The following is an 8,152-nucleotide window of genomic DNA, read 5'->3' as shown; positions in this document are numbered from 1 at the left end:
AACTGTTCTTTTGGTAAATATTGTGCATACCCTAAGGCTGCAATACCTCTTGGAACAATACTTACTTTTACCAAAGGATCTGCATGCTCCAAGAACCATCCGGCCACGGCGTGTCCCGCTTCATGATAAGCAACAATTTTCTTTTCCTCGGGAGAAATAATTTTATTCCTTTTCTCAAGACCTCCGATAGTTCTATCAATAGCGTCTTGGAAATCCTGCATATCAACTGCTGTCTTATTTCTTCTTGCGGCAATAAGGGCAGCCTCATTACAAACATTGGCAATTTCAGCTCCTGCAAAACCAGGGGTTTGGGCTGCAAGTTTTTTAGGATCTATATCAGGGCTGGTTTTGATTGGTTTCAAGTGTACTTTGAAAATTGCCTCTCTTCCAACGATATCTGGCTTATCAATAGAAATTTGTCTATCAAATCTACCAGCTCTAAGCAAAGCACTATCCAATACATCTGGTCTATTGGTTGCAGCAAGGACAATAACTCCTGAGTCTGTACCAAAACCATCCATTTCTACCAATAAAGAGTTTAGAGTATTTTCTCTTTCGTCATTTGATCCTGGCATTTGACCCTTTCCTCTTGATCTACCAATAGCATCAATTTCATCGATAAAAATGATACATGGAGCTTTTTCTTTGGCTTGCTTAAATAAGTCTCTTACTCTGGCTGCACCAACTCCCACAAACATTTCCACAAAGTCTGAACCTGATAAAGTAAAGAAAGGAACACCTGCTTCACCAGCAACTGCTTTTGCAAGCAATGTTTTACCGGTTCCTGGAGGTCCTACTAGTAGAGCACCTTTTGGGATTTTCCCACCTAGTTTGGTGAATTTCCCTGGATTTTTGAGGAATTCCACAATTTCCTGGATCTCTTCTTTTGCTTCATCCAGACCTGCCACATTGTCAAAAGTGATTTTAACTTTATTTTCTGCGTCAAATAGTTGTGCTTTCGATTTCCCAACATTAAAAATTTGTCCACCCGGTCCGGAAGGACCTGCCATTCTTCTCATCATAAACCAGAAGAAGACAAATAATAAAATCAAAAATCCAAAACTACTGAAGTAGCTGGTCCAATTTTCTTCTGTAGAAACTTCTAAATCAATTCTGTTTGCTGGATCAGCTTGCTCTTTTAGGGCATCAAAATCATTCGCAAATTTATCTACCGAAGCAACCTGAAAAGAATAGTGCGGTCCTGAAGGATTAAAGAAAGTAGAACTTGATTCAAGTTCATTTTTATATTTGGGTTCAGAAAGGGCAGAAGGTTTAAGAGTGATGTCTACCCTTTCCATGTTCTTGACCATCATGACTTTAGAGACATCGCCGGCCATATACATATCTTCAAACTTCTTCTGTGTAATGTCTATTACTGATGACCTTTGTTGGATCCAAGTTAGGCCTAAGAGCACTAGAACAGCCGCAATGATCAACCAAAGTTGAAAATTTGGTTTTTGTTGAGGTGCCTTTGGTATAAATTTTTTGTTTTTATTTTTTTCGCTCATCGCTAAATTTGTAATTCTGTAAACTTAATGTAAAACGGAATAGATTGTGTAAAGTTTGTGGCATTTTAGCCAATTCGGGTAACTTTTGCATCTCCCCACAAATCTTCTAGTCCATAAAATTCCCTTTTGTCCTTCAGAAATACATGGGCTACAACATCCACATAATCCATTAAAATCCAATTCCTGCTGCTCTTCCCTTCATTTCTCCAAGGACCTTTGTCTCCTGCTTTAATCACTTGTTCTTCAATAGAATCTGATATAGCATCCAACTGAGTATCTGAGTTGCCGGAGCAAATCACAAAAAAATCGGTAACGGAATTCTTTATATGTCTTAGATCCATCAGTAAGATATCGGAAGCTTTTTTTTCTTCCATCCCTTTGATGATTACTTTGCTCAGCTCTTCTGCTGTCATATTATTGTCTTAATTTTGTGAGTTGGAAATCTTCTTAATATTCCAACGAACCTAAAATTTATGTATAAAATTCTTGCCAATACCATTTTTTTGGGGAAAGATGTCCATTTCCTGCCAGACTGTCACTCAACTAATGACATTGCGCTTCAAATGGTCAGGCAAGGAAGTGCGGCAGAAGGCACTATTGTTATTTGTGATCACCAAATCAAAGGGAAAGGACAGCGAGGAAATGTTTGGTTATCCCAAGCAGGTTTAAATTTAACTTTTTCTTTGATTCTTAGACCTACTTTTTTGGATATCACCGAACAATTCTCCTTAAACATGTGTGTTTCGAATGGGATTAAAGGATTGCTTGAAGACTATCTTACGGATGTAAAAGTAAAATGGCCAAATGATATTGTGGTACCGGGCTACGGTAAAATAGGTGGGGTCTTGGTAGAAAATACCTTTTCTGGAAGTAATTGGGAATATTCTATTGTCGGAATTGGTTTAAATATCAATCAAAAATCGTTCTTATATCCTAAAGCCACATCAATGTCCCTAATAACTGAAAACATTTTTGATCTAAAAGAGCTTTTTAGATTATTAATAAGTAGGATAGAGCAAAGTTACTTGAAGCTGAAAAGGGGAAAGTTGAAAGAGATAAAAAATGAATATCTGAATCATTTGTATCTGAGAAATCAAAAATCACAGTTTCAATCAGATGGAGAAATATTTACTGGTGAAATCAAGGGAGTTACTTCTTTTGGAAAACTTCAAATTGAAACTGAAGAAGGTGAGTTGAGGCTTTTTGACCTTAAGGAAGTTATCTTTTTAGAGTAATTTTCTGATTTTAAATTCTAAGTTTTAAGCGGTACCTTTGCGAAAGTTTTATATGAATTCAATTAGTTAACAATCAATAATATGTCAGAAACAAAATCTGAAAAATACGTGAAATTTAAAGTTAAAGATCTCTCTTTAGCTGACTGGGGACGTAAAGAAATTCAATTAGCAGAAGCTGAGATGCCTGGTTTAATGGCTCTTCGTGAAGAATTTGGTGCTTCGAAGCCACTTAAAAATGCAAGAATTGCAGGATGTCTCCATATGACAATCCAAACAGCAGTTCTGATTGAAACATTGGTTGAACTTGGTGCGGAAGTAACTTGGTCATCTTGTAATATTTTTTCTACCCAGGACCATGCTGCCGCAGCTATTGCAGCCGCAGGAATTTCTGTTTATGCATGGAAAGGAATGACTGCCGAAGAATTTGATTGGTGTATTGAACAAACATTATTTTTCGGTGAAGATCGTCAGCCATTAAATATGATTTTGGATGACGGTGGGGATTTGACCAATATGGTTTTGGATCAATACCCTGAACTTGTGAATGGAATCAAAGGACTTTCGGAAGAAACTACTACAGGGGTTCACAGGCTTTATGAAAGAATGAAAAATGGCACGCTTCCAATGCCAGCAATCAATGTTAACGACTCTGTTACAAAGTCAAAGTTTGACAATAAATATGGTTGTAAGGAATCTTTGGTAGATGCAATTAGAAGAGCAACGGATGTCATGATGGCTGGAAAGGTTGCTGTAGTCGCCGGATATGGTGATGTTGGAAAGGGATCTGCAGCTTCTTTAAGAGGAGCTGGTGCAAGAGTAATTGTAACTGAAATAGATCCAATTTGTGCACTTCAGGCTGCAATGGATGGATTTGCTGTTAAAAAAATGATTGATGCAGCGAAAGAAGCTGATATTATAGTTACAGCAACTGGCAATAAGGATATCTTATCAAAAGAGCATTTCCTAGCAATGAAGGATAAAGCTATAGTTTGTAATATTGGTCACTTCGATAATGAGATTGACATGGCTTGGTTGAACAAGAATTATGGCCAAACCAAAAATGTAATAAAGCCTCAAGTGGATCTTTACGAGCTAGATGGAAAACAAATTATTATTCTAGCAGAGGGAAGGTTAGTGAATTTAGGATGTGCTACTGGACACCCATCATTTGTGATGTCTAATTCTTTTACAAATCAGGTTTTGGCGCAGCTTGAATTATGGCAGAATACCGATGAATATCAGCCAGGAGTCTATGTGCTTCCAAAACATCTCGATGAAAAAGTAGCTGCTTTGCATCTATCTAAACTAGGTGTGGAATTAGAGACACTTTCTCAGGAACAAGCAGAATACATTGGAGTAACAGTAGAAGGACCGTTCAAACCAGAGTATTACAGATATTAATATTGCTAAAATTAAATTGAAAGGCAGCTTATGAAAAAGCTGCCTTTTTTTATGGGTTTAGGAGAAGTTTTCTTCCATCAGAAAGCAAAACATTTGCTGCGACATTGCAAGAGTCTATAAGTTCATATTTCAATTCGTGAATAGCTTTTTTATTTGAACCTCTTTCAATAATCCATGTTTCAGTTCCGGTTACAGGGATTAGTTCATTATTTTGAAAACAGGTAGAAAGCATTAATCGGTTGAAAGGTATATCAATTGAAAATTCTCTTCCGGCAGCATTTTTCCCAGTGATAATTCCTCCGGAAATAATCCCAATGGAATTAGTAATCCCTTTTTTATGCTTTAGATTCCCTGTAAAAACTGTAGTCAGATCTTTTTCGGTTTTAAAAGTAATGGGATTAAAATTTTCTATAATATCATTAGAAATATCTTTTCTAAATGTTCTAATGCCTCTAATCCTATTTCCATCAAATGAATAGTTATCATATTCTAATACCCAAGTAGGGTTGGTACCTCCTACTAAAGAAAACTCAAGAATCAATTTACCCGATCTTTTTTTAGTACCCGTTTGAAGACATTCATTCTCTATATCAAAATCAAGAAAAACTTTTCTTGTATCGTTCTCAATAATCAAATTTGGACAACCAGGCAAAGAGCTTGTAGAATCTATTGCTTGAAATTCCTCAAAAGTTATTAAAGCGAAATAAAGACTTTCGCTCCATGCTGTTGAAATATTAAATAATTGAGCTGCTTCTGTTGGCAAATCAGTTTCTATGAATTTCTCAGCATCTTCTTGACAACCCGTAAAAAGAATAATTAAAGGAATAAATAAAAAATTGAATCTTTTCATATCATTTTTCATATCATAAAATAAGAGGTTCTTTTTGGTAACCATAGTTCCTTTCAATTACTAGGCCGAATGACTATCTTGGCTAATATTGAATTAAAAATTTTATGAATTATTTAGATGGCATGCTTCGGGAAGGAGCTTTAAAAGGAAAGAATATACTAGTTACAGGAGGTGGGACGGGTTTGGGAAAATCCATGGGAGAATATTTTTTAGAGCTGGGAGCCAATTTAGTGATCACTTCAAGAAAACTTGATGTTCTCAAAAATACTGCTTCTGAGATGATGTCAAATAAGGGAGGAAAAGTAATCCCGTTTGCGTGCGACGTTAGAGATATAGACCAAATTGAAGGTATGTGGAAAGAAGCCACAGCTGAACTTGGACGAATAGATGTAGTATTAAATAATGCTGCAGGAAACTTTATAAGTCCAACGGAAAGACTTTCCACCAATGCATTTAATACAGTTTTGGATATTGTTCTTAAAGGGACTTCACAGGTCACTTTGACAGCTGGGAAAGATTGGATTGAGAAAAAGCAGAAAGGCACTTTTTTGAATATTGTTACTACCTATGCTTGGACAGGCTCTGGGTATGTTGTTCCTTCAGCAGCTGCAAAGGCAGGAGTTTTGGCAATGACTAGATCTTTAGCAGTGGAATGGGCAAAATATGGGATTCGTTCCAACGCAATTGCTCCTGGGCCATTTCCTACCGAGGGAGCTTGGAGCAGATTATTACCTGGTGATTTGGTTAAGAAATTTGATCCAGCTAAGAAAGTACCAATAGGAAGAGTAGGGGAGCATCAAGAATTGGCAAATCTTGCAGCGTATTTAGTTTCTGATTTTTCATCTTATGTAAATGGAGAGGTTATTACAATAGACGGGGGTGAATGGTTGAAAGGGGCTGGAGAATTCAATAATCTGGATCAAATACCTAAAGAAATGTGGGATATGATGGAGGTTTCAAGAGGAAAAAAAGCATAAGCCCCAAGATTCTTTGGGGCTATCTGAAAGCAAAATGGAAGATTAGAAATTCATAAATTACTTTGAATGGGAGGATAGTGAATCCGAATCTAATTCAAAACTTTTGTTTTGATTGACTGATTCTTTGATGCTCTTTTTTAAGGCTTGATCTAATTGAACAGTTTCTTTTTTTATAATATCCACTATTCTTTTGGATTCTCCGGATTGTCTTTCAATATCCAATATGTCTAATAATCCCAGGATATTAGCAACTCTTGCCCTTAATGAGTGAGATTGCTGGAAAGCTAATTCTTTAAGGAAATATTGATGTTCTTTCATCCACATGTCTTGTTTCTTTTTCTCTGTAATGTCAAGAATTATTCCCTGGACTTTTTTGGGTAAACCTTCAGAAGTCCAATGAATTGTTTTTCCAAAAGCCATCACCCAAATTGTCTGATTACCTTTTGAGATCAATCGAAATTCTTTTTTGAAAGGTAAATTTCCCGGAGATTTAAAATGATGCGTTAATTCTTGGGTTAAACTCATATAATCTTCTTGATGAATGTGCTTTTCCCAAGAAATATTCCCTATTGATTCAATTTCATTTTCAGTATAACCTAAAGTTTGTGCCAGCCCTGAACTGATTGTATTCACTTTTTCAAATGGATTAAACTCCCAGAATCCTAATAATTTATCTTCTAAAAGGTTATCAATAATCTCAGAGGAAGAATATTCTGTATCAATGAAATCCCCAAGGCGAATATTATAGTGTTTTACTGAATCAACAGGATGTCCAATTCCTATGCAGGTACCAAAATCTTCAGAAATAAAGAAAAACTCCCATTTTGTTTTTAAGAGATTATCTGAGGGATAATTAATTTTTTGTAAGTCTACTGAAAATGATTGCTGATGATTGTTCCAAGCTTTTAATCTATTATTTTCATATTTGATCCAATCAGAGGAGAGAAAACAATCAGAAAAGTGTAATGGCTTTTTTGAATTATCAAAAAGTGATGGAATTGGACCAATTCCAGAGTCTGAACTTAAGATTTGTCCATTCTTATCTAATGTCACCTGCATGAAATATTCTGACGTGATTGCCATTTGGCTTAATATTTCTAAAACTTTGACGTCATTCATGAGATAAGTATAAAATAATTTAATTCAAATTACATAAAATAACGTTTTAAATACAATAAAATATATATGAATGGAAAATAATTCTTTAATTCTGGGTAGAAAATATTTTGGTAAACCAGAAAATATCGGAAATGTCATTTCAAAAGAGGAAGCATTTTTACTTTTGAATGATTGGGTAAAAAATGAGAAGTTAAAAGCCCATATGATTCAAGTGGCTCATTTAATGAGACGATTCGCGGAAAGTAAAAATTATTCGAATGAAGTATGCCATAAATGGTACTTGGCTGGATTACTTCATGATGCAGATTGGGATCAATGGCCGGATCAACATTGTAGAAAAATCATTGAAGAATTAGAATCAAGAAATATTGATCCAGAAATAATAAGAGCAATCGCCTCACATGGACCTAGATATTTCGGTGTTGAACCTGAATCTGAAATAGATAAAATGTTGTATGCTTTTGATGAGTTAAGTGGTTTTGTGCATGCCTATTCACTGATGCGCCCCACTGCCTATGAGGGGATGGAAGTCAAGGGAGTTAAAAAGAGATTAAAAGATAAGACTTTCGCTGCTCAAGTGAGTAGGGAGGATATAGCAGATGCATGTAATCGAGCCCAAGTTTCTCTTGAAAACTTAATTGACTTTGTGATTATTCATCAAATCGATGCATTGGGAGAAACACTTCAATAGAAATTATATTAAAAGTATTGTTAAATTCAACATTCTATTTTTAAATAATTCATTATGATGAAAAAGATATTATTTGGGTTTTTGTTATTCTTACCGTTGTTTTCTGTCCATGCTCAAGATAAGATCATTGATACCACTGCAGTTCTAATATTAGATAGAATGAGTTCGATTTTTGGAGAAATGAAAGCTTTAGGTTTTACCTCCAAGGTTTCAAAAGATGTGGTCTATTCAGAAAACTTCTTCATTAAAGTATTTTCTCAAAGTGATGTGAAAATTAAAGGTCCAGATAAATTCACCACAAGATTGCATGGTGAAAACAAGGAAGACCTTTATTCTTATAATGGAAAGCAAGTCATTTATTATTCCTTCAA

Annotated in this window: 9 protein-coding genes; 5 read left to right on the top strand and 4 right to left on the bottom strand. The window is 35.3% G+C overall.

Going from position 1 to position 8,152, the window contains the following annotated elements; all coding sequences use genetic code 11:
• Both ftsH and rsfS read right to left on the bottom strand, forming a co-directional pair.
• Positions 1 to 1,508 (bottom strand): ATP-dependent zinc metalloprotease FtsH (gene ftsH, locus Q0L68_RS12715; protein WP_296703721.1); only part of this gene is annotated, 1,508 nt, incomplete at its 3' end.
• Between the two features lie 65 nt (positions 1,509 to 1,573).
• Positions 1,574 to 1,921, bottom strand: a complete 348-nt coding sequence (rsfS, locus tag Q0L68_RS12710) for a ribosome silencing factor (protein WP_296703719.1) — start codon at positions 1,919 to 1,921, stop codon at positions 1,574 to 1,576.
• A gap of 60 nt (positions 1,922 to 1,981) precedes the next feature.
• On the opposite strand from rsfS, the gene Q0L68_RS12705 reads away from it, so the two are divergent.
• Positions 1,982 to 2,743 carry a biotin--[acetyl-CoA-carboxylase] ligase gene (locus Q0L68_RS12705; RefSeq protein ID WP_296703718.1) on the top strand — a complete coding sequence of 254 codons (762 nt, stop codon included), beginning with the start codon at positions 1,982 to 1,984 and terminating at the stop codon, positions 2,741 to 2,743.
• Between the two features lie 81 nt (positions 2,744 to 2,824).
• Positions 2,825 to 4,144: an adenosylhomocysteinase gene (gene ahcY, locus Q0L68_RS12700; protein ID WP_296703717.1), complete on the top strand. Its 1,320-nt coding sequence runs from the start codon at positions 2,825 to 2,827 to the stop codon at positions 4,142 to 4,144.
• Between the two features lie 49 nt (positions 4,145 to 4,193).
• Here ahcY and Q0L68_RS12695 read toward each other — a convergent pair whose 3' ends face one another.
• Positions 4,194 to 4,994 (bottom strand): hypothetical protein, encoded by an 801-nt coding sequence (locus tag Q0L68_RS12695; RefSeq protein ID WP_296703715.1) that lies wholly within the window; start codon positions 4,992 to 4,994, stop codon positions 4,194 to 4,196.
• Between the two features lie 104 nt (positions 4,995 to 5,098).
• On the opposite strand from Q0L68_RS12695, the gene Q0L68_RS12690 reads away from it, so the two are divergent.
• Positions 5,099 to 5,971, top strand: a complete 873-nt coding sequence (locus Q0L68_RS12690; protein ID WP_296703713.1) for an SDR family oxidoreductase — start codon at positions 5,099 to 5,101, stop codon at positions 5,969 to 5,971.
• A 57-nt stretch (positions 5,972 to 6,028) separates the two neighbouring features.
• Here the strand turns inward: Q0L68_RS12690 and Q0L68_RS12685 are convergent, their stop codons facing one another.
• Positions 6,029 to 7,090: a PAS domain-containing protein gene (locus Q0L68_RS12685; RefSeq protein WP_296703711.1), complete on the bottom strand. Its 1,062-nt coding sequence runs from the start codon at positions 7,088 to 7,090 to the stop codon at positions 6,029 to 6,031.
• A gap of 70 nt (positions 7,091 to 7,160) precedes the next feature.
• On the opposite strand from Q0L68_RS12685, the gene Q0L68_RS12680 reads away from it, so the two are divergent.
• Together Q0L68_RS12680 and Q0L68_RS12675 are read left to right on the top strand one after the other, a co-directional pair.
• Entirely contained in the window at positions 7,161 to 7,781 is a 621-nt protein-coding gene (locus tag Q0L68_RS12680; protein WP_296703709.1) for an HD domain-containing protein, read from the top strand.
• Positions 7,782 to 7,838: 57 nt separating this feature from the next.
• On the top strand, positions 7,839 to 8,152 hold a 314-nt coding region (locus tag Q0L68_RS12675; RefSeq protein ID WP_296703706.1), incomplete at its 3' end, for a DUF2092 domain-containing protein.

The sequence above is a fragment of the Algoriphagus sp. genome, assembly GCF_024642405.1.
GTDB lineage: Bacteria > Bacteroidota > Bacteroidia > Cytophagales > Cyclobacteriaceae > Algoriphagus.
Note: the sequence above shows the minus strand (reverse complement) of the source record. Positions and strands in the feature narration are given on the sequence as shown.

Coding starts and splice junctions, on each gene's coding strand:
- rsfS (WP_296703719.1), bottom strand. CDS start 1,921: ATGACAGCAGAAGAGCTGAGCAAAGTAATCATCAAAGGGATGGAAGAA.
- Q0L68_RS12705 (WP_296703718.1), top strand. CDS start 1,982: ATGTATAAAATTCTTGCCAATACCATTTTTTTGGGGAAAGATGTCCAT.
- ahcY (WP_296703717.1), top strand. CDS start 2,825: ATGTCAGAAACAAAATCTGAAAAATACGTGAAATTTAAAGTTAAAGAT.
- Q0L68_RS12695 (WP_296703715.1), bottom strand. CDS start 4,994: ATGAAAAGATTCAATTTTTTATTTATTCCTTTAATTATTCTTTTTACG.
- Q0L68_RS12690 (WP_296703713.1), top strand. CDS start 5,099: ATGAATTATTTAGATGGCATGCTTCGGGAAGGAGCTTTAAAAGGAAAG.
- Q0L68_RS12685 (WP_296703711.1), bottom strand. CDS start 7,090: ATGAATGACGTCAAAGTTTTAGAAATATTAAGCCAAATGGCAATCACG.
- Q0L68_RS12680 (WP_296703709.1), top strand. CDS start 7,161: ATGGAAAATAATTCTTTAATTCTGGGTAGAAAATATTTTGGTAAACCA.